At 74.2% G+C, this 24,807-nt stretch carries 20 protein-coding genes; 15 read left to right on the forward strand and 5 right to left on the reverse strand.

The window, feature by feature from the left end:
* The first annotated feature begins 150 nt into the window (after positions 1-150).
* From NFS20_RS04245 to NFS20_RS04280, 8 genes are read left to right on the forward strand one after another with little or no spacing between them, the layout of a single operon-like run.
* Positions 151-1,368, forward strand: coding sequence for an ABC transporter ATP-binding protein (locus NFS20_RS04245; RefSeq protein WP_251150466.1), 1,218 nt, complete (start codon positions 151-153; stop codon positions 1,366-1,368).
* A 1-nt stretch (position 1,369) separates the two neighbouring features.
* Positions 1,370-2,200: an ABC transporter permease gene (locus NFS20_RS04250; RefSeq protein WP_251150467.1), complete on the forward strand. Its 831-nt coding sequence runs from the start codon at positions 1,370-1,372 to the stop codon at positions 2,198-2,200.
* Entirely contained in the window at positions 2,200-3,042 is an 843-nt protein-coding gene (locus NFS20_RS04255; protein WP_251150468.1) for a glycosyltransferase family protein, read from the forward strand. The genes NFS20_RS04250 and NFS20_RS04255 overlap by 1 nt, the downstream gene beginning before the upstream one ends.
* On the forward strand, positions 3,039-4,037 hold the full coding sequence (locus NFS20_RS04260) for a glycosyltransferase family 2 protein (protein ID WP_251150469.1): 999 nt from the start codon (positions 3,039-3,041) through the stop codon (positions 4,035-4,037). Before NFS20_RS04255 ends, NFS20_RS04260 begins: the two co-directional genes overlap by 4 nt.
* Positions 4,038-4,042: 5 nt before the next feature.
* The gene (locus NFS20_RS04265; RefSeq protein WP_251150470.1) at positions 4,043-5,200 is read left to right on the forward strand and encodes a glycosyltransferase family 4 protein; all 1,158 of its coding nucleotides are present in this window, start codon (positions 4,043-4,045) and stop codon (positions 5,198-5,200) included.
* Positions 5,197-6,360 (forward strand): GNAT family N-acetyltransferase, encoded by a 1,164-nt coding sequence (locus NFS20_RS04270; protein ID WP_251150471.1) that lies wholly within the window; start codon positions 5,197-5,199, stop codon positions 6,358-6,360. The genes NFS20_RS04265 and NFS20_RS04270 overlap by 4 nt, the downstream gene beginning before the upstream one ends.
* The gene (locus tag NFS20_RS04275) at positions 6,357-7,163 is read left to right on the forward strand and encodes a polysaccharide deacetylase family protein (RefSeq protein ID WP_251150472.1); all 807 of its coding nucleotides are present in this window, start codon (positions 6,357-6,359) and stop codon (positions 7,161-7,163) included. The genes NFS20_RS04270 and NFS20_RS04275 overlap by 4 nt, the downstream gene beginning before the upstream one ends.
* Positions 7,160-8,119 carry a glycosyltransferase family 2 protein gene (locus NFS20_RS04280; protein WP_251150473.1) on the forward strand — a complete coding sequence of 320 codons (960 nt, stop codon included), beginning with the start codon at positions 7,160-7,162 and terminating at the stop codon, positions 8,117-8,119. Before NFS20_RS04275 ends, NFS20_RS04280 begins: the two co-directional genes overlap by 4 nt.
* Before the next feature lie 8 nt (positions 8,120-8,127).
* On the opposite strand, the gene NFS20_RS04285 is transcribed toward NFS20_RS04280, so the two are convergent.
* Positions 8,128-9,054 (reverse strand): glycosyltransferase family 2 protein, encoded by a 927-nt coding sequence (locus NFS20_RS04285; RefSeq protein WP_251150474.1) that lies wholly within the window; start codon positions 9,052-9,054, stop codon positions 8,128-8,130.
* Positions 9,055-9,225: 171 nt separating this feature from the next.
* Between NFS20_RS04285 and NFS20_RS04290 the strand changes: the two genes are divergently transcribed.
* Both NFS20_RS04290 and NFS20_RS04295 read left to right on the forward strand, forming a co-directional pair.
* The gene (locus NFS20_RS04290) at positions 9,226-11,553 is read left to right on the forward strand and encodes a hypothetical protein (RefSeq protein WP_251150475.1); all 2,328 of its coding nucleotides are present in this window, start codon (positions 9,226-9,228) and stop codon (positions 11,551-11,553) included.
* Positions 11,550-12,707 (forward strand): hypothetical protein, encoded by a 1,158-nt coding sequence (locus tag NFS20_RS04295; protein WP_251150476.1) that lies wholly within the window; start codon positions 11,550-11,552, stop codon positions 12,705-12,707. The genes NFS20_RS04290 and NFS20_RS04295 overlap by 4 nt, the downstream gene beginning before the upstream one ends.
* 15 nt (positions 12,708-12,722) lie before the next feature.
* Here NFS20_RS04295 and NFS20_RS04300 read toward each other — a convergent pair whose 3' ends face one another.
* Positions 12,723-13,664 carry a glycosyltransferase family 2 protein gene (locus NFS20_RS04300; RefSeq protein WP_251150477.1) on the reverse strand — a complete coding sequence of 314 codons (942 nt, stop codon included), beginning with the start codon at positions 13,662-13,664 and terminating at the stop codon, positions 12,723-12,725.
* Positions 13,665-13,761: 97 nt separating this feature from the next.
* On the opposite strand from NFS20_RS04300, the gene NFS20_RS04305 reads away from it, so the two are divergent.
* The 5 genes from NFS20_RS04305 to NFS20_RS04325 are packed head-to-tail and all read left to right on the forward strand — an operon-like array spanning position 13,762 to position 20,513.
* On the forward strand, positions 13,762-15,810 hold the full coding sequence (locus NFS20_RS04305; RefSeq protein ID WP_251150478.1) for a glycosyltransferase: 2,049 nt from the start codon (positions 13,762-13,764) through the stop codon (positions 15,808-15,810).
* Positions 15,810-17,219, forward strand: a complete 1,410-nt coding sequence (locus tag NFS20_RS04310; protein WP_251150479.1) for an O-antigen ligase family protein — start codon at positions 15,810-15,812, stop codon at positions 17,217-17,219. The genes NFS20_RS04305 and NFS20_RS04310 overlap by 1 nt, the downstream gene beginning before the upstream one ends.
* Positions 17,216-18,331: a glycosyltransferase family 4 protein gene (locus tag NFS20_RS04315; RefSeq protein WP_251150480.1), complete on the forward strand. Its 1,116-nt coding sequence runs from the start codon at positions 17,216-17,218 to the stop codon at positions 18,329-18,331. Before NFS20_RS04310 ends, NFS20_RS04315 begins: the two co-directional genes overlap by 4 nt.
* Entirely contained in the window at positions 18,328-19,359 is a 1,032-nt protein-coding gene (locus NFS20_RS04320; RefSeq protein ID WP_251150481.1) for a glycosyltransferase family 4 protein, read from the forward strand. The genes NFS20_RS04315 and NFS20_RS04320 overlap by 4 nt, the downstream gene beginning before the upstream one ends.
* Positions 19,356-20,513 carry a glycosyltransferase gene (locus tag NFS20_RS04325; protein WP_251150482.1) on the forward strand — a complete coding sequence of 386 codons (1,158 nt, stop codon included), beginning with the start codon at positions 19,356-19,358 and terminating at the stop codon, positions 20,511-20,513. The genes NFS20_RS04320 and NFS20_RS04325 overlap by 4 nt, the downstream gene beginning before the upstream one ends.
* Here the strand turns inward: NFS20_RS04325 and NFS20_RS04330 are convergent.
* Genes NFS20_RS04330 through NFS20_RS04340 form a run of 3 tightly spaced genes read right to left on the reverse strand, consistent with a single transcriptional unit; the run spans position 20,467 to position 24,739 of the window.
* The gene (locus NFS20_RS04330) at positions 20,467-21,663 is read right to left on the reverse strand and encodes a glycosyltransferase (RefSeq protein ID WP_251150483.1); all 1,197 of its coding nucleotides are present in this window, start codon (positions 21,661-21,663) and stop codon (positions 20,467-20,469) included. The two genes, NFS20_RS04325 and NFS20_RS04330, sit on opposite strands and share 47 nt — an antisense overlap.
* Positions 21,660-23,552 carry a polysaccharide biosynthesis tyrosine autokinase gene (locus NFS20_RS04335; protein WP_251150484.1) on the reverse strand — a complete coding sequence of 631 codons (1,893 nt, stop codon included), beginning with the start codon at positions 23,550-23,552 and terminating at the stop codon, positions 21,660-21,662. The genes NFS20_RS04330 and NFS20_RS04335 overlap by 4 nt, the downstream gene beginning before the upstream one ends.
* Positions 23,549-24,739: a glycosyltransferase gene (locus NFS20_RS04340; RefSeq protein WP_251150485.1), complete on the reverse strand. Its 1,191-nt coding sequence runs from the start codon at positions 24,737-24,739 to the stop codon at positions 23,549-23,551. Before NFS20_RS04340 ends, NFS20_RS04335 begins: the two co-directional genes overlap by 4 nt.
* Positions 24,740-24,807 lie beyond the last annotated feature (68 nt).

Below are 24,807 nucleotides of genomic sequence, written 5' to 3' on the forward strand. Positions count from 1 at the left end.
GGCACCGCGTGCCGTTCCGGCGATCGTAGGACCGCGGGCCCCCCGGGTCCGAGCATCTCGCGGGACTTTCACCCGCGATCTCCGGGGTCTGCGCGCGATTCACCCTGTCGACCCGACCGTCCGCACGGTCCCGGCGACTATCTTTCATCTGTGCAGGCGACGACGACAGACCACGCGATCACCGTCGCCGGGTTGGGCAAGACCTACCGGCTCGGCGCCTCCGGCGAGCGCTCGTCCACCGCGGCGGCCGCCGCGATCCAGTGGGTCCGGTCGACGGGGAAGCAGCGGTTCACGCTCTTCGAAGCCCTCGACGACGTGTCCTTCGAGGTCCCGCACGGCGAGGCGCTCGGGATCGTCGGGCGCAACGGGGCCGGCAAGTCGACGCTGCTCAAGATCCTCACCCGGGTGACGGCACCGTCGCGCGGGCGGATCGAGCTCAACGGTCGCGTGGGTTCTCTGCTCGAGGTCGGGACGGGATTCCATCCCGAGCTGACGGGCAAGGAGAACATCTACCTCAACGGCGCCATCCTCGGCATGACGCGCAAGGAGATCCAGAAGCGCTACGACGAGATCGTCGAGTTCTCCGGCATCGAGAAGTTCCTCGCGACACCCGTCAAGCGGTACTCGTCGGGCATGTACGTGCGGCTCGCGTTCTCCGTCGCGGCGCACCTCGACACCGAGATCCTCGCGATCGACGAGGTCCTCGCGGTCGGCGACGCGGAGTTCCAGCGACGCTCGATCCAGAAGATGCGCGAGGCCGCCCAGGGCGGTCGCACCGTGCTCTACGTGAGCCACCAGCTCCAGACCGTCCAGGCGCTGTGCTCGTCCGCGATCCTGCTCGACCGGGGGACCCTCACGTACTCGGGCACGGTCGAGGGCACGCTTCAGGCGTACCGGGACAGCTTCGAGAGCTTCGCCGCGGCCCAGTCCGATCCGAAGAAGCGGCCGGGCAACGGCAAGGTCCGTCTGTCCTCGGTCCGCATGGAGGACGAGTTCGTCAAGTCCTCGCAGGACATCGTCGTCGACTTCGAGGCGCCGGCGAGCAAGAAGCTCATCGGGACCTACTTCGTCTCGATGCACATCAACAACGACCAGGGCACCGTCATCGCGCAGTGCGACTCACGGCTCGTCGGGAAGTGGTTCGACCCCGAGGAGGCCCAGCGCGGTCGGCTCGTGGTGCGGGACCTGTGGCTCAAGCCCGGCCAGTACACCGTGGACGTGTACGCGTGCCAGGCGGGCGTGCTCGACGCCTGGGAGGGCGCGTGGCGCTTCGAGGTGCTGCCCGACCTCCCGTACCCGGAGTTCACCGAGACGTCGAGCACCGAGAAGGGCATGGTCTTCGTGAACTTCGAGTACGAGGGGGTCTGACGTGGAGCACACCGTCCAGCGCACCGTCATCACGCCCCCGGGGCGTCTCAACCTGCCGTCGTGGCGCGAGCTGTGGGCGGCGCGCGAGGTCGCCGTCCGCCTCGCGCTGCGCGACGTCATCGTGCGGTACCGGCAGACGATCTTCGGCGTCACCTGGGTGATCATCCAGCCGCTCGTCAGCGCGGGCATCTTCACGATCGTGTTCGGCGAGATCGCCGGCCTGTCGACCGGAGCGATCCCGACCTTCCTGTTCACGCTCGCGGGGATGCTCGCCTGGAACCTCTTCAACGGGTCGCTCGGGCGCGCCGCCGGATCCATGGTGGGCAACCAGTCGCTCGTGCAGAAGGTGTTCTTCCCTCGTCTGCTCGTACCCATCTCGAGCCTCGCGTCGGTCGTGCTCGACTTCCTCGTCGCGCTCGTCCTCGCCGTGGTGCTGCTCTTCGTCTACGGCATCAACCCCGGATGGGCCGTGCTGCTGCTCCCCGTCTGGGTGCTCCTCATCCTCATGATCGGGACGGGCATCGGCCTCGCGGCAGCGGCCTACATGGTGAAGTACCGCGACGTCGGCTACGTCCTGCCGTGGCTCGTCCAGATCCTGCTGTACGCGAGCCCCGTCGCCTACGCGCTCTCGTCGGTCCCTGAGGACCTGCGGTGGCTGTTCGACATCAACCCGGTCACGTGGTTCCTCGAGACCTTCCGCTGGTCGCTGCTCGGCACCGACCTCCCGCCCACGTGGCAGGTCGTCGCCCTCTTCGTCGCGGCACCGATGATCCTCCTCGCCGGGACTCTCGTCTTCCAGAAGAACGAGCGCGAGTTCGCGGACTTCATCTGATGCGGCTCACGGCGTACGTGCTCCTCGCGGATCCGAGCTTCCTCGGCGCGAGCCTGCGCGCGTACTACCACCTGGTCGACCGCGTCGTGCTGTCCTACGACGTGACGGGGACCTCGTGGACCGGCACCCCGCTGCCGGTCGACGAGTGCCTCGCCGTCGTCGACGCGCTCGACTCGGAGCGCAAGTGCGTGCGCGCGCCCGGGAGCTTCGCACGACTCGACGAGCACCCGCTGGACAACGACACCTTCCAGCGTCAGACCGCGCTCGACGCCGCGTCCGACGGGGCCGACTGGGTGCTCCAGCTCGACACGGACGAGGTGATGCTCGACCCGTCGGCGTTCCGCACGTCGATCGACGCGGCGGAGAGGTCCGGCGCGTCCGGCCTGCACTTCCCGTCCCGGTGGTTGTACTCGCGCGTCGCACCCGGTCGCTACCTCGAGGCGAGCACGCGGCTCGGCCGTCCGTCCGCGTCCTTCCCGGGACCGCTCGCCGTGCGCGCCGGGACGAGGCTCGCCCACGCTCGGCAGGCCGACGTGCCGCTGTACCGCGTCGACCTGCGTCCGTGGAACACGGACCCGAGCCACCGGCACGACGAGATCGTCCACGAGGTCGTCGGACCCGACAGCGCGGTCCTGCACTTCTCGTGGGTCCGCACGCCGGAGGCGATGCGCAAGAAGTTCGGCTGGTCGGGACACACCGCCCACTACTCACGGCCGGACGTCTACGAGTCGTGGGTCGAGCGATCCCGGCACCCGCGCCGCACCGTGCTGACCTCGCCGTGGCGCCGGCGCGACTGGTTCCGCCTCGTGTCCGTCCCCGAACCGCCGGGAGGCGAACCGTGACCCTCACCGTGAGCGTCGTCGTCGTGACGTACGGACGACCCGAGAGCGTGCGCGAGTGCCTGACGCACCTCGAGCGGCTCCGTACCGCCCCGCTGGAGGTGATCGTCGTCGACGCCACCCCGGCGGACACGACGCGGCGGCTCGTGCGCGAGGAGTACCCCGAGGTCCGGCTGGTCCACAGCACGCTGGGCCGCGGCACGACGCCGGAGTCGCGCCAGATGGGCTTCGCCCTGACGCGCGGCGACGTCGTCGCGTTCATCGACGACGACGCGTACGTGGCCGAGGACTGGCTCGACGAGCTCGTGCGCCCCTACGCGGACCCGGCGGTCGTCGCGGTCGGCGGTCGCGCGGACAACGACATCCCCGGCGAGGAGTCCGAGGGCCTCGGACAGATCGGTCGGCTGCTGCCCGACGGCCGGCTCACCGGCCACTTCGGCGCTGATCCCGGCAGGGTGATCGAGGTGGACCACCTGCTCGGCGCGAACATGTCGTTCCGGCGCAGCGCGCTGGACGCCATCGGCGGGATCCGTGGCAACTATCCCGGCACGTGCCTGTGCGAGGAGTCGGACATCTCGCTCCGGCTGCGGGCCACCGGTGGGAAGCTGCTCTTCACGCCGCGCGCTGTCGTCCGGCACGTCGCGGCACCGTACGGCATCGGCGGCAAGCGGTTCGACCGCCGGTACCTGTACTACCTGCGTCGCAACCACGTCGTGATGCTCGTCCGCAACTTCGGGTGGCGGGATCCCATCACGCGTCACTACGCGGGGACCGCGATCCGCGCGCAGCACGCCTACCTCCGCGAGGCGGGTCGTCGCCTCCGGCCGTTCAAGACGGACGGGACCCGACGCTCCCTGCGCAAGCGTGCGACGTCTCCGATCGTGCTCACCCGCGCCGTCGCCGAGCTCGCCGGACTCGCGGCCGGGATCCCGGCGGCCGCCGTCGCACGGCGCAGGGACGCCCGGGACGGAGTCGCCACGCCGTCCGTGCGGGGCTGAGCGCGATGTCGAGCCGCCACGTCCACCTCATCACGCCGGGCGACCACTTCTCACCTCTCACGGGGAGCGCCGTCCCGACGGTCGTCCACGGGCTCGCCTCCGCGAGGAGGACGCCCCGCTCGACGGTCCTCGTGGCGCACGGGACCTACGAGACCCGTTACCCGAGCGCCGACGTCGTCGAGTACGCCGAGTCCCCGCAGCGCCGGAGCGACCGGTACCTGGACCTCGTCGCGGCCGCGCTGGGTTCCCCGAGGCCAGGGGCACGACGGCGCCTCGCGGCGGCTCTCCGGGACCAGGACGAGTGGCCCGACTCGGTGGTCCTCGCCCACAACGCACCGCAGGCCGTGCCTCTCGTCGCCGCGAGGCACGCACCGGTGCTCTACGCCCACAACCAGCTGCTGCGCACCTACGGCCGGCGCGAGGCCGCACGCGTCCTGCGCCCGGCGGCCGCCGTGGTCTGCGTGAGCGAGTTCCTGGCGGACGAGACCGCACGGATGCTCCCGCCGGAGCTGAGCGCCCTGGTCCGTGCCGTACCGAACGGCGTCGACGCCGAGCAGTTCGCCGGCCCTCGCGCGCCTCGCGAGACGGCGACGAGGATCACCTTCGTGGGCCGGGTCATCCGGGAGAAGGGCGTGGACGTCCTGCTCGACGCCGTCCGGGCGCTCGACCGGCCCGACCTCCACGTCACGGTGGTCGGTCGACCGGGGTTCGCCGCGGACGCCCCCCTCTCCGCGTACGAGGAAGGCCTGCGCCGGACCGCGGCGACGACGCGCGCGACCGTCGAGTTCGCCTCGTTCGTCCCCCGGCCCGACCTGCCCGAGATCCTGCGGCGCACCGACGTCCTGGTCGTGCCGTCCGTGTGGCCCGAGCCGTTCGGTCTCACCGCACTCGAGGGCATGGCCGCGGGCGCCGCGGTCGTCGCGTCCGAGATCGGAGGTCTGCCGGAGGCGGTCGGCGACGCCGGGCTCCTCGTGCCCCCCGGGGACGTCGCCTCCCTCGCAGCGGTCATCACGGCGCTCGCCGACGACGAGGCCCTCCTGGCGCGCACCCAGGCCGCCGGGAGGCGTCGGGCCGTCGAGTGCAGCTGGACGCGTGCCAGCGAGGCGCTCGACGCCGCGCTGTCCGCCTCGCCCCGGCGCGCGACGGGAGCTCGACGACCATGACGCGACGCACGCGCACGCTGCGGCTCCGGGACGTGACGGCTGAGGACGCGTCGCGCTGGATGGACCTCGCGGCACGAGCCGTGGAGCCGAACCCGTTCCTCGACCCGTCGTTCCTCCTGACGGCCGACCGCTGGTTCCCGGACACGGAGGGGATTCTTCTGGTCGTCGTCGAGGAAGCCGACCGGATGCTCGCCCTCCTCCCGCTGAGCGTCGAGCGACGCTTCCAGGGCCTGCCGGTCCCGTTCGCGACCACGGCCGGTCCGTTCCTCGCCCGGCGCGCACCGCTGTGCGCCCCGCTGGTCGACGGGGACGGGACCGCCGAGATCCTGACGACGATGCTCGACCACCTCGCCGGGCGCGGCGCAGGGCTGCCCGGCCTGCTCGAGCTCACCCTCTTCCCGGGTACCGGGGCCCTGCACGACGCCTTGTACGACGCGGCGCGCGCCACGGGCACCCCCGTGATCGAGCGGTACCGGTTCGAGCGCGCGTGCATGCGACCGGTCCCCGCGCCGGGAACCTGGCGCGACGGTCTCAGCCCGGGACGGCGCAAGAAGATCGGGCGGTTCGAGCGAGCGCTCGAGCGCGAGATCGGCGCGCCGCTCGTCAGCGAGGCCCGCGGCGACGACCCCCAGGCGTTCGAGGACTTCCTCGACCTCGAGGCCGCGGGGTGGAAGGGCACGACGGCGCGGGGCGGCGCGCTCCGGGTGACCCCGAACGCCGCCGAGTGGTTCACCGAGGTCGCGGACGGCTTCCGCGCCCGAGGGCTCCTCCGGGTCTTCAGCCTCCGGGCCGGGGACGTCACGCTGTACATGTCCGTCAAGCTCGTGTGCGGAGGGGGTGTCTTCGGCGTCATGGACACCTACGACGAGCGCTACGCCCGGTGGAGCCCGGGCGTCGTCGGCCGCGCGGCCGAGGTCGACTTCGTCCTCGCCCAGGCACCGCGCGTCGAGTTCTTCGACCAGTGCATGCACCCCAAGAACGTCGAGAGCTCGGCGCTGTACCCTCAGCGACGCTCGCTCGTCGGCCTGCTGCTCGCCCCTCGTGGGGCGGCGAACCGCACGCTCGTCCGCTCGCTCCCGCGGCTCGCCGCCGCGCGCGACTCCCTCCGCCGGCTCCGCCGGCCGGCGGGCACGCCGCCGAGCGACGAGGAGCCGCGATGAACGGCAGGCCCGCGCGGCCGCTCCTCGTCCGGCACCGCGACGTCGAGCGCGCCGGCGGGTCCGCGGGGCGCTTCCACCGGGTGTCCGTGGGCCGCGGCCTCGTGCCCCGGCTCGTGACCGGCGCTCTCGGGACCTTCTGCGTCGACACGACCGATCGCGTGCACGCCATCACGTACGACGACGGCCCCGACCCCGAGCAGACCCCGCCGATCCTCGACGTGCTCCGGCACTGGGACGCGCACGCGACCTTCTTCGTCCTCGCGGACGCGGTCCGGCGCCACCCCGACGTCGTCGCGCGCATCGTGGCCGAGGGGCACGAGCTCGCGCTGCACGGCACGGACCACCGCTCGCTCCTCACCCTCTCGGACGCCGAGGCGGTCGCGACGGTCCGTGCCGCGAAACGCCTCGTGGAGGACGTGGCGGGACGGCCCGTGCGCCTCTTCCGGCCGCCGTACGGTGCCCACACGCTGCGTCAGGCGGTCGGCTTCCGGCGCCTCGGGCTCGACCTCGTCCTGTGGTCGGGCGACGCGGTCGACTGGCTCGACGACGACGCCGAGGCCGTCGCGGACCGCGCGGTGGACGCCGTGTTCCCGGGCGGGATCCTGCTGCTCCACGACACGCGGGCGGACCCCGAGACGATCCGGCCCGGCGAGAGGCTCCCGGCGTTCGACCGCGCGGCGGTCCTGGACCGGCTCCTGTCCCGCACCCGCGCCGCGGGCTTCCGGGAGCTCACGGCCGGTGAGCTCGTCGGCCGGTACCGCCGGGTGACGAGCCTCGCGCGTCAGCGGATGGTGCGACCGTGACCGACGGCCTCCCCGAGCTCTCCGTGGTCGTCCCGGCCTTCGACGCAGCACGGACGATCGAGGTGCAGCTCGGTGCCCTGCTCGCGCAACGGCCCGAGCACCCGTGGGAGGTGCTGGTCTGCGACAACGGGTCGACGGACGGCACGCAGGCCCTCGTGACGCGCTGGCGGCGCCGGATGCCGGAGCTGCACCTCGTCGACGCCTCCGCGGTCCGTGGCCCCGGGGCGGCACGGAACGCCGGCGCGGCGGTCGCCCGCTCTCCGCGCCTCGCGTTCTGCGACGCCGACGACCGCGTCGGTCCCGGGTGGGTCTCCGGGATGCGCCGCGCGCTGGACGAGCACGACGTCGTCGCGGGGCGGTTCACGACGGTGACGACGTCACGACACAGCGTCGCCGTGTCCTGGTCGCCGCAGGAGCACGGCCTGACCAGCATCCCCTGGCTGCCGGGGTTCGTCACGGCGGGCGCGGGCAACCTCGGTGTGCGCGCCGCGACGTTCCGTGCCGTCGGGGGCTTCGACGAGAGCATCTCGACGCGCGAGGACGACGACCTCTGCCTGCGTCTGCAGCTCGCCGGGCACCGCCTGGCGTTCGACCCGACCCTCGTGCTCGCCGTGCGCCCCAGGGAGGGCGTCCGCGCCGTCTACGCGCAGGCCGTCGCCTACGGCGCGGGCTCGCGCTGGCTCGAGCACCGCTACGCGGTCGTGGCGCAGGCGCTCGCCCGCCGCGCCCCGGACGACGGCGACCGTCCGAGCGCGGGCGAGCTCCGCGACGACTCCCAGGGTGGTTCGCCACCGCGTGCGTCGTCGGTGGTCCGGCGCGCCGTGCGCAAGGCTGCCCGCCTCGGCAACCCGTCGGACCTCGCCGACGTCGTCTGGCGGCTCGGGTTCTCCCGTGGCCGACGCGTCGTCCCCGACCCCCGCACGCCGCAGGTCCCGCTCGCGCCCGACCTCGCCTGAGCGAGGTGTCAGGTCGGGCGGCCGCGGCGCAGCGCCCGGCGGACGAGACGTGGTGTCCAGGTCGCCAGCCGGATGGCCGCGACCCAGCTCATGGCCGCCGCATACCCGGCCTTGCCGCGCGGCGTCGTGGGCCACGGCTTGGTCCAGATGCTCAACCAGACGGTCGTCCCCGCGCGCAGCTCACGCACCGAGGCCCGTGCCGCGTCCCGCGGCGGTCCCGACTCCGTGAGGTCCGCCATGCCCTTCGCGATGCGGACCGACTTGGTGGTGAGCTCCGACCAGGTCGGCCGCGACGGGTGGTCGACGACGGCGCCGGCGGCGTAGACGAGGCGGCGACCGCCCGCTCGGAGCCGATGTCCGAAGTCGTCGTCGCCGCCCGACTGGAGCGCGGCGTCGAACCCGCCGACGCCCCGTACCGCGTCGGCCGTCGCGACGAGGTTCGCCGTCGCGGCGAAGTGGAACGTCGTCACGAAGCGCTCCTGGTCGAACCCGTGCACCGACTCGTACAGCTCCGGTCCGGTGACGGGTTCGGGGCCGTCCCGGAACACGAGCCGGATCTGGCCTCCCACGGCGTCCGGTGCGTCGAGGCCCCGGAGCGTCGCGACCGCCGTGCTCAGCCAGTCGCGCCACGGCCGGCAGTCGGCGTCGGTGAACGCGAGCACCTCGCCGGTCGCAACCTCGAGCCCGGCGTTGCGGGCCGCGTAGGAACCCCTCCGCGTCTCGCCGACCATGACGAACCGGTCGTCGTCGGGGAGCGCCGGCCGCAGGTCGGTGGTCGACGCGTTGTCGACCACGACGACATCGAACCGGTCGGCCGGGTAGTCCTGCTCCGCGATCGCGTCGAGACAGAGCCTCAGGCGCTCGACGTCGTTGTAGACCGGGATGATGACCGTGACTCTCGGCAGGTCCTCAACCCGACGGGGAGCGTCCTCCATGCGTCTCTCCTCGTCCGGGGATCGCGGGTCGTCCACGACACGCCGAGCATAGCCGTGGCTCCCCCACGATCCCCCGGCGCCCGGCGCCGGCCCGTGCCACACCCGGATGTCGCCCGGGTGAATTCGCGACGAGCGGCCCGTGCACAGTTTCCGTTGCCATAGGGTCGCCGTGTGGATCTCGCGACTGTCGTGCCACCCGGTGCACGTGTCCTCGAGATCGGGGCCACGGACGGGGTGCTCGCGCGTGCCCTCGAACGGTCGGGGCTCGCCACGCACTATCTCGGACTGGTCCCGCCGCACCTGCTCGACGCGGTCCGGTCCGACGTCGGCGACGACCTCGCGCACCGCGTCCATCCCCTGACGACGCCCGACCAGGCGATCCGCAACAGCACCGACGTGCTCGTCCTCCGCGGGCCCTGGACCCGTGTCCTGTGGGCCCACCGCGACCTCCACCACGTGCGGCTGCTCGCCGTCGAGGCGGGCTCGGGCCCGCTCGACCTCGAGCGACGCGCCGCAGCGCTCTCGGCGCGGACGATCGGCCGGCTCCGACCACGGGGTCGAGCCACGTGCGAGGGCGTCCGTCTCGACCTCTACGAGGTGCCTCAGCACGGCGAGCCCGCACCGCGGACGTACTTCTCCCCCGTGTGGGGGGCGGCCGGCCTGGCGGCGCGCCTCAAGGAGGCAGGACTGCGCTACGCGGTGCTGAGATGGTTCGAGTCCCTTCCCGAGATCGCTCCCGGCGAGGACCTGGACGTCCTCGTGGCCGACGACGACGCGGACGCGTTCCGAGCGCTCGTCGAGTCGGAGCCCGGGACCTGCCCCGTCGACCTGTACAGCGCATCCGGCCTGGACCACTCCGACTACCTGGGTGCTGCCTACTACCCGCCGCAGCTGGCGACGGGGCTCCTCGACCGTGCGGTGGTGCATCCCAGCGGGTTCCTCACGCCGGCGCCGGAGGACCACCTGCGCTCGCTCGCGTACCACGCGGTGTACCACAAGGGGCCGACGTCGGGGTTCCCGTCCGGTCTGCTGGGACCGGCGGACCAGGAGCCCGAGCACGACTACCCGACCGCCCTCGCACGGCTGACCACGCTCCAGGGCGCACCGCCGCTGCGGACGCTCGAGGACGTCGACGCCTATCTGGTGGCAGTGGGGTGGCGCCCACCGCTCGACGCCCTGCGTCGCTTCGCGCCGTCGAACCGGTGGATCAGGGCGGCGCTCGGGGAGACCCAGGAGATGCAGGCCGAGGAGTCGGAGCTCACGGTCTTCCTCGTCCGGGAACGGACGCTCGCCACGCTCACGCTCCCCGAGGTGCTGGACGAGCTCGAGCACGTCGGGTTCGACGTCGTGGCGACGGTCGAGCTGGACGACGCGGCGCGTTCCCGCACCGCTCAGAGCCTTCGCGGAGGCAACTGGGGCAAGGGTCCGTTCCCCGTCAGCGGCGGAGACCCGAGAGTCGTCGTCGCGGCGCTGCACCACGACCCCGAGGAACCGCACCCGGACCTCCTGTCGCGCTACCCGCACCTGACGAACGCGGAGGTCGTCGTCGCGAAGCGGAGGGTGCGGGACGCGGTCGAGGCTGCCACCCACGCCGGTGCCGCGTTCAACCCGATCCACTCCTCCGACAACGAGCAGGAGGCCTGGGAGTACCTCGAGATCGCCGCCCCCGGGTCCGTGGCGGCGATCCGCGCCGACGTCGGCGAGCGGCGCGGCGAGCTGCGTGGCGAGCTCCCGGTGCTGCGCACGCTGAGCCGTGGACGGCGCGCCCGCGTCGAGGTCGTCGAGGGCCCGGACGGTCCTGTCGTCCGCAAGACGTTCGCGCGGGGGTTCCTCCGTTTCAAGGACCGTGAGCTCTGGGCGATGCGCGAGCTGTCCGGACTCGTGGACGCCGTGCCGCCGGTCCTCGACTCGGGGGCGAACTGGTTCACGTGCCCGTTCTTCGACGACGTCCTCGGACCGCTCGACACTTCCCGTGGACCACGGCTCGTTCCGCTCGGGGTCCTGCGGGAGATGGTCGCGGTCCTGCGTCGGTTCCACGAGCTCGGCTACGACCTCGTGGACGCCAAGCCTCAGAACTTCGTCGTCGACCGCAGGCTCGGCCTCCGGGTCGTCGACTTCGAGTTCCTGCACCGGTACGCGGGCGACCCACCTCCGTTCGCTCGGAGCGCGAACTTCGTGGGAGTACCACCGGAGCTCGCCGTCGACCGCCCCGTGGGCGACATGTCCTACGAGAAGCGGTGGCTGCCCTACACCGGCATGCCGCTGGACGTCCTCCTGGACGGGTCGGACCGCGAGCAGCGGTCACACCGCCTGCGCTACCGCACCGTCCGGGTCGGCACCGCGCCCCGCACCCGCGTGTCCGCGCTGGCGCGGCGCGCCTACCGGTCGGCCCGCGGGACGAAGGGCGCTGTTCTCTGGCGCTACACACTGTGGGCCAGGCGTCGCGCACGGTCGGCCGGACCGGTCGACCCGCCCTCCCGGGGCGCGGGACGCGCATGACCCTGCGAGCGGTCCGCGCGGCGAACGGCTCCGCGGTGCTGGCAGGGGCGAAGGTCGCCGTCGCCCGTTCCTGGTCCGTCGCCCGTGGGGTGCGCCGGCTCGCCGCGGCCAAGGCCACCTCCCGCCGGGCGGTGCTGCCGTACGCGCCGCTGCTCCGACGCGGTGTCTACGTGGCGGACGACGGTCGCACCTGGAGACGCTGGCGGCAGCCGGTGCCCGAGCACCTGCGCCGGACCCGACCGCCCCAGCACGGTCCGAGGCCAGCGCCGGGCGTGACGAGGATGGTCGCCCGTCTGGCGAGGACGGTCCGCGTCGCGGCACCGCCGGTCTGGCTGGTCGGCCGCGGCGGGCCTACCGGCTACTCGATCGCCACGTCGACGCACGACGGCGGGCTCGTCCTGCTCGACCCCTCGGGGGGCCGCGTGGCGCGGGTCGGCGGCGGCACCGGCGTCGGCAGCGACTACGTCGCCCTCCGCAGCCGCTACGGGGCGCACGTCCCCATGCCGGCGTTCGAGGTCCACGACGGCATGGTCGTCGAGGAGTTCGTCGACGGGGTGCACTTCCTCGAGCTGTCGGCCACGGAGCAGGTCGCCGCGGTCAAGGTGCTGCTCGGCAGCTACACCGCGCTCGTGCGCGCCGAGGGCGGCGGTTCCAGCGCGGACCGCCTGGGCGACGCCCTCGCGCTCGTCGAGCACTCGGCCCTCCCGCCGGCCATGCGCGCCTACGTCGACCCGCCGGCGCTGCGGCACGCGGCCGCGTCGTGGCCCCTCGTCCCGTCGGGCACCGATGCGAACGTCAAGAACCTGATCGTCGTCTCCCGGCGGACACCCGTCCCGATCGACCTGGTCACCGTCCGCGACGACCCGTTCTTCTACTTCCCGCTGGGGATCGTCGGGAACGCGCGAGGTCCCGTCCTGCAGACCTACCTGGACGGAGGGCTCGACGGCGAGATGCACCGCCTCTTCCAGGCGGCCGGGTCCCGGTTCGACGCGAGCGCCTCGGGGCGCCTCTCGCTCCTCGCGGCCCGGGTGCTGGTCGCGACGCTCCACCAGGCGCGCCGCGAGGGGTTCGGCGCAGGTTCGGCGCGCGTCGGGGCCGTCCTCGAGGAGCGATGGGGCGAGCTCCGCTCCACGGCACCGGCGGACTGGTACTGAGGGCGCTGCGCGCCGTCAGGAGCCTCCGTCGGCGGGTCGCACGGGGCGCAGCCGGGTGACGGGTGCGGTCGGGGCGAACCGCAGCGCCCACGTCCCGTCCGCGAGCGCCGCACCGACCCGCCGCTCCCGCAGCGCGGTCCGGGCCGCGCGACCGGCGCTCCACCACGCGAACCGGTCGTTCGCACGCAGGCGGTCGTCATACGCCCCGACCAGGTCGGCGCGCCCCTCGTCGAGGGCGGCGGCGCGGTGCACGCGCAGGATCGTGCGGATCGCGGTGGCGAGGTCGCGGTACGAGCGCGTGGTGTTGGACGGGTGGTAGCGGTAGTCGACGAGTGCCTCGTCGACGAACGCGAACGGACCGTGCGCCGCGGCGTCGAGCACGAGGTCGAGGTCCTCTCCCTGGCGGTACGCGGGGTCGAACCCGCCGATCGCGTCGAACGTCTCGCGCCGGATCACGAGGTTCGGCAGCATGACCCCCGGCCCGCGGATCACGTCGCGGCGGTCCGCCGCCGCACGCTGGTCCGCCTCGACGACGACGTCGCCGGCGGCGTCGATCGTCCGCATCCCGCAGTAGCTGACGACGACGTCGGGGCGGGGCGCCATGACCTCGACGTGGCGGCGCAGCCGGTCGGGGTGCCAGCGGTCGTCGTCGTCGAGGAACGCGACGAGCTCGCCCGTCGTCTCGAGGACCCCCCGGTTGCGCGCGGCAGAGACACCCGACGGCTGCGTGCGCACGACCCGGGCGACCGGGAACGCGTCGGTGATCGTCCGCAGCGCGTCAGGATCGGGCGACCCGTCGTCCACGACCACGAGCTCGGCGGGGGGCAGTGTCTGGGCGACGACCGAAGCGAGGGCCTCGGCGAGGAACGGCCCGCCTCGGTTGGTGGCGACGACGACGGACACCCGCGGAGGGTCGTCGGCGTCCTCCGCCGGGCTGCGCCCTTCGTCCACGCTCATCGGGGCCTCTCGTCGACGTCGCCCGGCCGGGGACCGGGCGGGGTGAAATCGGCGGGATCTCGCCGGATCCGCCGACCGCTGGGGGACAATCTCCCACATGAGGATCCTCCGCGTCTCGCACAGCGCCGTGGTCGACGCGTGGCGCGAGCGCGAGCGGGAGCTGCGCGCCCTCGGCGTCGACGTCCGGCTCCTGTCGGCGCGTGCGTGGGACGAGGGGGGCGCCTCGGTCCGTCTGGTCCCCCGCCCGGGTGAGCCGGTGCGCGGGGTGCGCACGTTCGGCTCGCACCCGGCGCTCTTCGTCTACGACCCGCGCCCGCTGTGGCGCGCGCTCGGCGAGGACTGGGACGTCCTCGACCTGCACGAGGAGCCGTTCGCCCTCGCCACGGCCGAGATCCTCGCCCTGGCGCGCCTGCGAGGGCTCCTCACCCGCCGCTCCGCACCGCCCTACGTCCTCTACTCGGCCCAGAACCTGCGCAAGCGGTACCCGTGGCCGTTCCGATGGTTCGAGGCACGCGCCCTGCGTGGTGCGGCCGGGGTGTCGGTGTGCAACGAGGAGGCCGCCCGCATCGTGCGGGACAAGGGGGCGCGCGGCAGGGTCGCGGTGATCCCGCTCGGGGTCGACCTCGAGGCCTTCGCCCCGCCCCGTGGTCGCGCCGGTGGGCCGGCCGGCCCACCGGCAGCGCACCACGCCGCAGGCGCCGGCGTTGCGCGCCGCCTGTGCGTCGGGTACGCCGGGCGCCTGGCGCCGCACAAGGGCGTGGACACGCTGCTCGACGCGGTCTCCGGCGACGCGGGGACGGAGCTCGTGCTCGCGGGCGACGGCCCGCAGCGCGCCGCGCTCGAGACCGCCGCACGTCCCCTCGCCGACCGGGTCCGGTTCCTCGGCCCGCTCGACGGCGGCGACCTCGCCGCGTTCTACCGCTCGCTCGACGTGCTCGCCGTGCCCTCTCGCGAGACGCCGGGCTGGGTCGAGCAGTTCGGGCGCGTCGCGGTCGAGGCGATGGCGTGCGGCGTGCCCGTCGTCGCGACGAGCACCGGCGCCCTGCCCGACGTCGTCGGCGGCGCGGGGCTCCTCGTCCCGCCCGACGACCCGGCAGCCCTGCGCGCCGCGATCGCTCGGGTGCGCGACGAGGTGGGGCTCGCGGACGAGCTGCGCGCCGCGGGGTCGCGACGGGCCGCGGAGTGCTCGTGGACGGAGGTCGCGGCGCAGTACCTCGAGCTGTACGGCACGGCCGCGGGCGGTCGCGGTGCGCGCCCGTCGCCCGCGCACGGTGCGTCCCCGGCCCTCGACCTGCCCGCGACGCCCCCTGAGGTCGTCGTCGTCGCCTACGGCGCGCCGGCGATGGTGCGCGACGCGCTCGCGCCCCTGGCCGGGAAGTACCCGATCACGGTCGTCGACAACTCGTCGCTGCCCGCGATCCGCGAGATCACCGAGCTCGCCGGCGGCCGGTACCTCGACCCGGGGCGCAACGGAGGCTTCGCGGCAGGCGTGAACCACGCCCTCGCCCACCGCCAGGTCCCCGGCGCCGACGTGCTCCTCCTCAACCCGGACGCCGTCGTGACCCCCGAGGACGTCGAGACGCTGCACCGCGCCCTGCACGCGCGGCCCGGCGTCGCGAGCGTCGGCCCGGAGCAGGTCGACGACGACGGCACGCCGGCGCGCGTCGTCTGGCCGTTCCCGTCCCCTGCGGCGACGTGGATCGAGGCCGTGGGTCTCGCGCGGTTGCGGCGGACACCTCCGGGGCGTTCCTTCGTCATCGGCTCGGTGCTCCTGCTGAACGCCCGCGCCGTCGAGGACGTGGGCGGGTTCGACGAGCGCTTCTTCCTCTACGCCGAGGAGACCGACTGGGCCTACCGCGCCGTACGGCGGGGCTGGCGGCACGTCGAGGTGCCTGACGCCAGGGCGCTGCACCTCGGCGGCGCGACGAGCAGCGACCCGGCACGCCGCGACACCCACTTCCACGCGTCCCAGGAGCGCTACCTGCGCAAGCACCACGGCGCGCTCGGGTGGGAGGCGGCCCGCGCCGGTGCCGTCCTGGGCGCTGCGGGCCGCACGCTCGTCCTGCGCGGGCAGGACCGGGAGAGCGCTCGACGGCGACTGCGGCTGTACGTGCACGGACCGGTCCGTGCGGAGGCCGCACTGTGATGCCGCCCAGCCTGCGTCTGCCGTGGCGCCGGCCGGTCCTCTACCGGGCACCGGACGTGCCGGGCGCGCTCCGGGCCCGGGTGGGCGGCGCCGTCGCCTGGGTCGCCGGTGGTGCGGTGGTCGTGGCGCTGCTCGGCGTCCTGGGGTTCGTGGTCCCCGAGTTCCAGACGGCGGCGTTCGGCGCGGCCCTGCTCGTCCTGGTCGTCGGTCTCACGGCGTACGAGCCGGTCGCCCTGCCCATCCTCGCGATGCCGGCCCTGGTCGTCGTGCAGCGTGTCGGGGGCGGGGGCGTCGACCTCTCGCTCAGCGACTTCGCACTGTTCGGTGCGTTCTGGTTCGCGTTGTTCTTCTCGCCGCGCCCCTTCTCGAGACCCATGCGGGCGATGCTGTGGCTGTCTCTCGTCTACCAGGTGGCGACGCTGTTCACGGTGATCGTCAACCCGTTCAGCGCGAACGTCGTGGAGTGGTTCCACGCGTGGCTGTCCGTGGCCGGCGCGCTCGTGCTCGGCTGGGCGGTGGGCCGCTCGGGCCGCGCCCGGCTCGGACTCACGCTCTTCCTCGTCCCCTGCCTGGCCATCGCCGCGCAGACCTGCATCGTCGCGCTGCAGCAGCTCGCGGCCGGGAACACGGGACCCGTGTACGTCGACTTCCCGATCGCGATGCACAAGAACTTCATCGGCTGCGTCCTCGCGTTCGCCGCGCTGACGGCGTACGCGCGCCCCTGGTGGGTCGGCTGGCCCCGCTGGTTCGCGCTCGCCTCCTTCTGGCTGTGCTCCGTCGGCGTGCTCGCCGCCCAGGCACGCCAGGCGCTCATCGGCCTCGCGATCGGCATCATGCTCATCACGCTGCGCGGGGACCCCGACCGCAAGCGGTCCAAGGTCATCCTCCTCGCCGCGATCCCGGCGATCTACTTCGTCGTGCTCGCGGTCCAGGAGCAGCTGTCGTCCGACAACGAGTTCAACTCCGCCAACCAGCGGCTCACCTGGTACGCCGACTCGATCGACGTGTGGCAGCGCAGCCCCTGGGTCGGGATGGGCCTGCGGTGGTGGACTGCGGGCGTCACCGAGTTCGTCTTCCAGCCGCCCAACGTGGAGCTCGAGGTGCTCACCTCGGCGGGGATCGTCGGGCTGGTCGGGTTCCTCGTGCTCTTCGTCGGCGGCATGGTCGTGCTCTGGCGCATCAACCCGCGGTTCGGGACGCTCGCCTTCTCCATGCTCATGATGCGCTTCGTCCAGGGGCAGTTCGACCTGTTCTGGGTGTCGGTCCAGGTGACCGTGCCCTTCGTGATCGTCGGGGTGTGCCTCGGCGCCGAGTCCTATGCCGAGTCCCGGCAGCGCGCCCGGGACGCGACCGGCCGCGACCTACCGCTCGAGGAGCTGCGATCCGTGCAGGAGATGACCGCCCGATGAGGATCGTGCAGATCGCGCCCGAGATCGCGCCGGGCAGCGGGGTCGGCGGCGTCGCGCACCACCTCGAGGAGTCGTTCGTCCGCGCCGGCGTGACCACCGAGCGGTTCACGATGGCGGAGGCGCACGGGACGTGGCTGCCCGAGCCCGGCGAGGGACTGCGCGGCCGGCTCTCCCTCCTCGCGCGCGTCGTGTGGTTCTCGACCGTCGGGACCGCTCTGGCGCGGCGGTTCCTCGCGACCCGGCCCGACGCGGTCTCGATCTGCCACAACGACGTCCTCGCGGGCGATGTCTACGTCAACCACGGGATCCTGCGCGTCGCGATGCGCGCCCGGGGCGGGTACGCGTGGCGCATGGCCCGCAACCCGCTGCACCTCTTCACGGCGGCGCGCGACGCCGTGCGGTACCGGGGGCGGACGCACCGGGTGGTCGTCAACCTCACGCGGTCCGAACGGGAGGCGCTGCGCGGCACCTATCCCGGCCTCCGGGTCCCCGCGGTCGTCATCGGCAACGGCGTCGACGTCGCGCGCTTCGCTCCCCCGTCCGCGGCCGAGCGCGTCGCCGCCCGGTCCGCCGCCGGGGTGCCCGACGACGCGACGCACGTCGTGTTCGTCGGCCACGAGTTCGACCGCAAGGGGCTCGGGCTGCTCCTCGACGCCGCGGCGACCGTCCCCGGCGTGCACGTGAGCGTCGTCGGGGGCACCCCGGACATGCTGGCCGGCGTCCGTGCCCACGTCGAGCGCCTCGGGACGTCCGACCGCGTCCACCTCGCGGGTCGCGTGCCGGACCCCCTGCCCTGGCTGCACACCGCGGACGCACTCGCGCTGCCGAGCGCCTACGAGGCGAACGCGCTCGTCGTGCTCGAGGCGCTCGCGTGCGGCGTGCCCGTCGTCGCCACCCCGGTCGGGTACGCCCCCGACGTCGTCGAGGACGGGCGGAACGGGTGGCTCGTCGACCGCTCGGCCGCAGGAGTCCGACGCGGTCTCCTCGCCCTCGTCGCGCTCGACGACACCGGTCGCGACGAGGTCTCCCGGCACGCTCGGCAGAGCGCCGAGCGGCACGACTGGGACGCGGTCGCCCGCCGGTACGTCGCGCTCGCGAAGGAGCTGTCGTGAGGATCCTGCACGCGGTCCGCTCCGACGGTTTCGCCGGCGTCGAGCGGCACGTGGCCCGCCTCGCGCGCGCCCAGTCCGCCGCCGGGCACGCCGTCGCCGTCCTCGGCGGGGACCCGCCCGGGATGCGCGCGACGGTGGGCGACCCGTCCGTGCCGCTGCGCCCGGCCGCGACGACCGGTGACGTCCTGGCGCTCCTGCGGCGCCACGGCCCCGCGGCGGACGTGGTCCACGTCCACATGACGGCGGCCGAGGTCGCGGCAGCGGTCGCGGACGTCACGACGCGCGGGTTCCCGCCCGTCGTGACGACCCGCCACTTCGCGCGACGCCGCGGGAGCGGTGCCCGCGGCGCGGCCGTCGCCGCCGTCGCCGCGTCGGCCGTCCGTGCGCAGGTCGCGATCAGCCGCTACGTCGCCGAGCACGTGGACGGACCGAGCACCGTGGTCCTCCCGGGCGTCGACCCCCGGCCCGACGGCCCCGCGGCCCGGGAGCGCGAGCGCGTCGTCCTCGTCGTGCAACGGCTCGAGCGGGAGAAGCGCACGGACCTCGCGCTCGACGCGTTCGCCGCGTCGGGGCTCGCCGAGCAGGGCTGGAGCCTCGAGGTCGCGGGCGACGGCGCGCTGCGGGGGGAGCTGGCGGCGCAGGCAGACCGGCTCGGGATCTCGGCGCGGACGCGGTTCCTCGGTGCCCGCGACGACGTCGAGGCTCTCATGGCCCGTGCCGCGGTCCTCGTCGCGCCCTGTCCGGTGGAGGGACTCGGGCTCAGCGTCCTCGAGGCCATGGCGAGCGGCCTCCCCGTCGTCGCGGCGGCGGCGGGCGGGCACCTCGAGACCCTCGCCGGCGTGGACCCTCTCGCGCTCTACGCGCCGTCGGACGCCCGGGCAGCGGGGCGCAGCCTCGCGGTGCTCGCGGGCGACCCGGACCGGCGCGACGCCGCCGCAGCGGTGGCCCTGGCGGTCCAGCGCGAGCACTACACGCCCGCCGCGCAGGTCGCCGGGACGCAGGCCGTCTACGAGCAGGTGCTCGCGTGAGCGGCGGACCCTCCCTCGTGGTGCTCTCCCTCGAGGGCTGGGACGACGTCTGGCGACGCAACCAGTACCTCGTCGCGGAGCTCTGCCGTGCAGACCCGACGCTGCGCGTGCTGTTCGTCGAGCCGGCGGCCGACCCTCTGCACCAGGTCAGCCGCCGAGCCCTCCCCCGGCTCGGCCGCGGCCTCCGTCCGGCTCCGCCGGTGGACGGCGTCCGGCCGGGCCAGCTGCTCCTGCACCAGCCGACCAAGTGGCTCCCACGACGCGTCGACCCGCGTGCCGACCTCCGGCTCGCCCGGGGCGTCGTGCGCACGGTCGCGCGCGCAGGACTGCGCCGACCGGTGCTGTGGGTCAACGACCCGTCCGGTGCGTCCGTCGTGCGCCGCACGGGGTGGCCGGCCCTCTACGACGTGACCGACGACTGGCTCTCCGCCGACCGCACCCCGGCCGAGCACGACCGCCTGGTCGCCGACGAGCGCACGCTGCTCGACCGCTGTGCGGAGGTGACGGTGTGCTCCGCGGACCTCGTTCGGCGCAAGGGTGCGGAGCGCCCGGTGACGCTCGTGACGAACGGCGTCGACCTCGAGCGGTACCGCGCAGCGCACGCTCGCCCTGCCGACCTGCCGGACGGTCCTGTCGCGGTGTACGTCGGGACGGTCCATCCGGACCGGTTCGACGTGCCCCTCCTCGCCGCCACGACGCGGGCGCTGCGCGGTCGGGCCCGTGTCGTCCTCGTGGGGCCGGTCGTGGACGTCCCGCGCGACGGCCTCGAGGCGCTCGAGGGCGAGGGCGTCGCGCTCCTGGGGCCACGGCCCTGGTCGACCGTCCCCGCCTACCTGCGCCATGCCGACGTGCTGCTCGTGCCGCACGTCGTGGACGACTTCACGGAGAGCCTCGACCCGATCAAGCTCTACGAGTACCGCGCGGTCGGCCGTCCCGTCGTCACGACCCCTGTCGCCGGGTTCCGTGACGAGCAGGGGGTCCACGTCGCCGATCGGGCACGCTTCCCGGACGCGGTGGTCGACGCGCTCGGGTCGGCGAGCCTCCCGGTGGCCGGTCCGCTCGGCGGCGAGCCTCCCTCCGTGCCGACGTGGCGGGGTCAGGCGGTGCTCATGCGTGCGGCCGTCGACCGGACACGTCGTTCCAGACCTGTGTGAGCACCTCGGCGGTGCGCGCCGCCGGGAACCTGCGGAGGGCGGACGTCCGGGCCCGCTCGGCGCGCTCGCGCGCCGCCTCGGGATCCGTGAGGACCTCCCGGAGCGCCGCAGCCAGCGCCGGCACGTCGCCGGGCGGGACGAGGAGGCCGAGCTGCTCCGGGTCCTGCACGTCGTCGAGAAGGATCTCCTCGACGCCACCGGCGCGGGTCGCCACGACGGGCACCCCGCGCACCATGGCCTCGACGACGACCTGGCCGAAGGGCTCGGGCACCGGCGAGGCGTGCACGCAGACGGTGGCACGGTCGAGCTCGGCGCGCGTGTCCGGGACGAAACCGACCAGCTCGACCCGGTCCTCGAGGCCCAGCGCCCTCACCTCGTCCCGCACCTGGGCGGCATAGCTCTCCGCGCCGAACGCCGGCTCGCCGACCAGCCGCAGCCGGACCCCCGCCACGTCGTCGACGAGCGCACGCAGCGCACGGACGGTCTCGAGCTGCCCCTTGGTCGCGCTCAGGCGGCCGACGAGGACGACGACCGGTCCGGCACCGGGCTGCGGCTCGCCCGACGTCCCGAGGGCCGCGGCCTGGTCGGGTGCGAACCCGGGGTAGGCGACGGCCGTGGGGACCGGCAGGGTCGCGGCGGTCGCGCGCGAGTTCACGACGACGGCCGAAGGGACGCGGGACAGGCCCCTGACGAGGTGGACCAGCGGGCTGGGCAGGTAGTCCGTGGCGATGCGGTCGTGGACGTGCCAGACGAGCGGGCGACGCGCCGCCCGGGCGGGCACGAGCGCGAGCAGGTCCGCCTTGAGCGACGTCGAGTGCACGACGTCGGGACGGAGCGCGCGGACCCGTCGTGCCAGGTGCCACAGGAACGGGACGGTCCGCAGCGCGGCGACCACGGTCCAGGGCGAGAGGCGAGCGGCGCGGGCGCGGTCGGCGCCCACCACGGAACCGCTCAGCGGGACGATCTCCACCTGCACACCGACCTCCTCGAGCCGACCGCGCAGCTCGCCGTCGGCGAAGAGGAGCGCGCGGACCTCGACGTCGTCCCCGAGCGCCTCGCACGCACGGACCAGGGCGAGCTCCGCACCGCCGAGCTCGGCCGTGTGGTCCAGGACGAGGACCCGCAGCGGGCGGTCGTGCGCCGCGCTCACCACCGGAAGGGCCGCTTGCGCACGACCTTCTGGGTCTCGCCCTCCTCGGTCTCCTCGGGCATCGCCGGCTCGACCTTGCTCCACGTCGGGGCGAGGACGGTGCGGCGCCCGGCCGCCGGGCCGCGGGCGGCGCCGCTCATCGAGGGCTCCGCCCGCCCCGCCCTGGTGGCGTGCTCGACGGGGACCGACGCGGCGACCACGCTCGCCCGCCGTGTCGCGCTCTCGGCCGGGTCCGCCGGCTCTACCGGGCGATGCTCCGAGCCCTGCTCGGCGATCGAGGACGGGTCGGGCGCTGCCCGCTCCTCGGCACCCTGGTCGCCGTTCACCGCGCGCGAGACGTCCTCGTCGGAGGCGACCGGGCCGCCCGCGCCCGAGTGCGCGCCAGGTCCTACGGAGCCGTGGTCCTCGACCGCCTCGGCCGTCGGGTCACCGTACGTGGAGGCGTAGAGCATGCGGCGGTCGCCCTTGACCCCCGTGATGGCGATCCCCAGCAGCGGGACGTTGCTCGCCCGCAGGCGGTCCGTCGCCTCGACCAGCACGGCGCGGTCCGTCCGTCCGGCGGCGGCGATGAGGACGACACCGTTCGAGTAGCCACCGAGGATCGTCGCGTCGGCGGCCGCGAGGACGGGCGGCGAGTCGATGACCACCACCTCGGCGTGCTCGCGCAGGCTCTCGACCAGCTGCCGTGCTCGTGCGGTCGCGAGGAAGTCCGCGGGGTCCATCTCCTCCTCGGGAACCGGCATGACGCGCAGGTTCGGGACCGTCGTGGGACGCAACGTCTGCTCGTCGCCCTGCCACGACTCCGGGGGAGGGAGCATCCGGTCGAGCTGGGGACGCCTCAGGTCCCCGGAGAGCGCGATCGTCCGCCGCCCGCTGAGCGCGAAGGACGCCGCGAGGTTGGCGGTGATGAAGGAGCGCGGGGCCGACGGGTCGGCAGCCGTGACCACGACGACGGCGTGCTTCATGCCGGCCGTGGAGACCTGGATCGCGGTCCGCAGCTCGCGGATCGACTCGGTGAACGGCGTCGCGACCTTGCTCGCGACGGGGAGCGCGTGCGTGCTCCCGAACTCCTTCTCGGCAGGCCGCGTCGCGAAGAGCTCGGCGAGGACGGGCGTCTCGGTCAGCCGGGTCGACTCCGCCGCCGATCTCACCCGGACGTCGAGGCCGCGCCGCGCGAACGCGAGCCCGATCCCGGCGACGAGGCCGACGAGGACCGCGAGCGCGAGGACCGTCGCACGGGAGAGACCGAGCGCCTCAGCGCCGGAGGCTGGCGAGACGACCTCCCCGGGCACCGCGATGCCGCGCAGCGAGTTGCTCTGGATCGTCAGTGCCGAGTAGTCGTTGACGATGATGTCCTGCTCCGCGAGCGCGAGCGGGTCGCCCTCGTCGAGGCCGAGACGCAGGCGGACGTCCTTGAGCTGCTCGGCGAGCGCTTCGCGCCGAGCCTGGAACTCCTCGACCTGCGCGGCCTGGATCGTCACGAGCTGTGCCGCGTACGCCTCGGCGAAGGCGTTCGCGACCTCGACGGACCACGCCTCGTCGGGCGTGGTGGCGGCGATGTCGACGACTCTCGTCTCGCCGTCGACCTCCGCCGTCACCAGGGCGGCCAGCTCCGGGGCGCTCGACGTCGGCTCGCCGAGGGCGGTCGCCGCCGCCTCGGCGACCTCGGGCGAGGTCACGTCGTCGGGATCGGTCGCGACGGTGACCTCGACGAGCTCCTCGCCACCCTGCGCGCTCTGCACGCCGTACAGCTGCACGGTCGCACTGGCGCGGTACAGGGTGTCCTGACGATCGAGGTAGAACAGCGCGCCGGCGACCACGACGAGGACCGCGGCGAGGACGTAGTACTTGCCGGCCCAGACGGTGTGGACGAACTCCCGGATCGTCATCGGTCGCTCCTCCTCGTGCCTGGTCCGTCCGCGGTGCCGGCACCGCGCGTGCGAGGGTCGACGATCGCGCGGAGCCGCGTGACGAAACGGTCTCGGCCGAAGGTCGCCACGTGCGCCGTCACGGCGTCATCATCCCACGGGCGAGCCGCCGCGGTCTCGACGGCTGCCGCCACGAGGTCGGGGCGCGGGTCGTCGAAGAAGACTCCGTTCACCCCGTCGGCCACCGTGTCGAGGTAGCCGCCGTCACGCAGCACGACGCTCGGGCGGCCGAACGCGCCCGCCTCGAGCGGTGACAGCCCGTAGTCCTCGTACGACGCCGCGACGAGCGCGGACGCGTTCCGGTACGCCCAGCGAAGCGTCGCGTCGTCGACCCGGCCGAGCAGGTGGACGCGTCCGGCGGCGTCCCCGCGGCGCGAGGCGGAGCGGGCCGCGAGCGTCTCCAGCCGTGCGCGGTCCGGCCCGTCACCGACGACCACGAGCTCTCGACCGGTCGCCTGAGCCGCCTCGACGACGACGTCCACGTTCTTGTACGGCAGCAGCCTGGCGACGCACAGGAGGAAGCCGGGCTCGACCCCGGGCGCCGGGCTCTCCGGACCGGCGGGGAGCATCGCCGGTGGTGGCGGCAGGACCTCGGCCTCGATGCCGTAGGCCTCGCGGACCGCGCGCTGCGTCACGGTGGAGTTCGCGAGGTAGACGTCTGCACGCCGCGCCGCCGCGGCGTCCCACCGGCGGAGCCGCGGCGTGAGGATCCCGAGCGCCGCGGCGGCCGCACGGCGCCGGGCACGGTGCGCGAGGGCTCCGTCCTGGGGGCCGAGATAGCGGTCGCGCTGGTAGAGCCACCGCGCGGGGGCGTGGCAGTAGACGACCGTCCGCCCTGCCCCCCGGTAGCCGTGGGCCCAGCCGGTCGACGACGCGACGAGGACGTCCGCGTCGACGACGCGCTGGCGGTCGACCGCGCCGGCGAGCAGCGGCAGGGCGAGGCGGTGGTTGCGGCGGAGCAGACCGAGCCGGTCGATGCCCGAAGGCCGCAGGTCGACGTCGGCGAACTCCGGGAAGGTGCCGTCCGGGTCGTAGAGCGTCGTGTACATCGGCGAGCCCGGGAAGGCGTCGGCGAGCAGCAGCGCGACCCGTTCGGCGCCACCACGCTGGGTCGCGTAGTCGTGCGCGAGGGCGACTCCCTCCGTCATGGCACCTCCCCGCGCTGGCCGTGCTCGGACCGACCCAGCCTAGGTCGGACCCACGGGGACAAGGGGCG

Origin of the sequence: Cellulosimicrobium sp. Marseille-Q4280 (assembly GCF_943181405.1) — a bacterium.
Classification (GTDB): Bacteria; Actinomycetota; Actinomycetes; order Actinomycetales; family Cellulomonadaceae; genus Cellulosimicrobium.